Genomic DNA, 2294 nt, shown 5'->3' on the forward strand with positions numbered 1-2294 from the left:
CGACGGCGGCGCAGGCCCACGGCGTTTTTGTCGCCCTGGATTTGCGGCCCGGAACGACGCGCGCCGCGGTCAAAGCGCTCTTGCGGCTGCTCAGCGACGACGCCGCGAACCTCTGCGCGGGAAAGCCTGCCCTGGCCGACACCGAGGGCGAACTGGCCCAGGTGCCGGCCCGGCTGACGGTCACGTTCGGATTCGGCCCCGGCCTGGTTGCCGGGGTGGACCCCGCCCGGGCGCCGGGCTGGCTGAAGCCGCTGCCGGCCTTCAGCATCGACCGGCTGCAGCCCGGATTCTCCGACGGTGATCTGTTGCTGCAGATCTGCGCGGATGATCCGTTGACCGTGGCGCATGCCCAACGGATGCTCCTGAAAGACAGCCGGAGCTTCGCGACCGTCCGCTGGGTGCAGACCGGGTTCCGGCGTTCCTACGGCAGTGAAAAGTCCGGGACCACCATGCGGAACCTCTTCGGCCAGGTGGACGGGACGTCGAACCCGGCGCCCGGCAGCCCGGACAACGAGCGCGTGGTCTGGGGCGGCGGGGAAATACCCGCATGGACGGCCAACGGCACGTCCGTGGTTGTCCGCCGGATCGCGATGAACCTGGACAAGTGGGACGAGGCGGACCGCGTGGGCCGGGAGGAATCCGTGGGCCGCCGGCTGTCCAACGGCGCACCCCTGACCGGGACGCAGGAACACGACGAGCCGGACCTGACCGCCAAGTCCAAGCTCGGGTTCCCGGTCATCTCGGACGTCTCACACCTGCGCCGGGCCCGGCCGGAGGACAGTTCCCAGCGGATCTTTCGCCGGGCCTACAACTACGACGCCGCTCCCGGCGCCGGAGGGGTCTCGGACTCGGGGCTGATCTTCGTGTCCTACCAGGCCGACGTCGACAGGCAGTTCACGCCCATCCAGCGCCGGCTCGATCAAATGGACATGCTCAATCAGTGGACGACGCCGGTCGGCTCCGCTGTGTTCGCCATCCCGCCGGGGTGCCGTGAGGACGGATTCGTCGGCGACGGCCTGTTCGCCTGATCCAAAGCAACGCGGGGTCACTACGCGCCCATCCCACCGGCTGGGACGGGCGCTATGTGACCCCGCATCAGGGCGCCGGAAGGTGCGGCCGTTCGGCTCAGCCGAGGCGGGGCAGATGCAGGGAGATCGTGGTCCCTTCCCCCGGGGTGGACGCCGCCTGGACGGTTCCGCCGTGGCTGGTCACGATTTCGCGGACCAGGGCGAGCCCGATGCCGGAGCCGGCGATCTGTTCTGCGGCCCTCCCCCGCCAGAGCCGGTCAAAGATGTGAGGCAGTTCCTCGGCGGGGATTCCCGGGCCGGTGTCGGCGACGGTGAGCACGGCCTCGCCGCCGTCGGCCAACGCCTTGAGGGTTACCTTGTCGCCCTTTCGACAGTAGCGCGCGGTGTTGGCCAGCAGGTTGCCGACTGCCTGGTGCAGGCGATCGGCGTCGGCCCTGACCCACACGGGGCCGGCGCTTTCCAGCTCCGTCGCCAGGCCGGCCGCCCGCAACTGCGGCTCTGCGCGGGAGAGGGCATCGGCAGCGAGCGCGGCAAGGTCCACGGGTGCCAGGTCCAGGGACAGCGCCGCCGTTTCGACGGCGGAGAGCTCGGCGAGGTCGGCCACAACCCGGCCGAGCCTGAGCGACTGGTCGTGCAATCCGGCCAGGCCGGCCGGCGTCGGTTCAATGAGTCCGTCGCGCAGTTCCTCGAGCCCTGCCTGCAGGGCCGCGAGCGGCGTGCGCAGCTCGTGGGCCACATCTGCGGTGAGGTTGCGCCGTTCCGTATCGGACCGGACCACCGCGTCCGCCATGTCATTGAAGGCGTGGGCGAGGTCGCCGAGTTCGCCAGGTGCATCCCCGGCCGTGCGGACGTTCCGGTTTCCCGCGCCAAAGGAACGCGCCGCCTCCGTCATGCTGCGGATGGGCCGGACAAGCCTCCGTGTGACGAACCAGCTCGCGGCGACAGCCACAGTCAGGGCCACCACTGCAGCGACGGCGATCCACGTCCAGGCAACGTCGAGGATCCTCGTTCCACCGTTCCCTCCGATCCCTCCGATCCCTCCAAGACTGACCCGCACTGCACCGACTCGAGTGCCATCGACGACGACATCGGCGGTCACCGCTCCTTGACCGCTGGAATCTGCCTGGCCGGCGTTTCCCCGGGCCGGGTTGCCGGAGCCGGCCAGCACGTTACCGTCGGCGTCGACGATATTCAGGCGGGCCGATGCGGCGTCACCGAGGGCCAGGGAACGACTCAGATCGGCGCCGTCCCACCCGCCAGCCTGTT

2 protein-coding genes are annotated in these 2294 nt (G+C 70.1%); one reads left to right on the forward strand and one right to left on the reverse strand.

The window, feature by feature from the left end:
• A partial coding sequence (locus tag K789_RS0116545; RefSeq protein ID WP_024367730.1) for a Dyp-type peroxidase occupies positions 1–1028 on the forward strand: 1028 nt, incomplete at its 5' end.
• A 97-nt stretch (positions 1029–1125) separates the two neighbouring features.
• Here the strand turns inward: K789_RS0116545 and K789_RS0116550 are convergent.
• Positions 1126–2294 (reverse strand): sensor histidine kinase (locus tag K789_RS0116550; RefSeq protein WP_024367731.1); only part of this gene is annotated, 1169 nt, incomplete at its 5' end.

The organism is Arthrobacter sp. TB 26 (genome assembly GCF_000427315.1).
Taxonomy (GTDB): domain Bacteria; phylum Actinomycetota; class Actinomycetes; order Actinomycetales; family Micrococcaceae; genus Arthrobacter.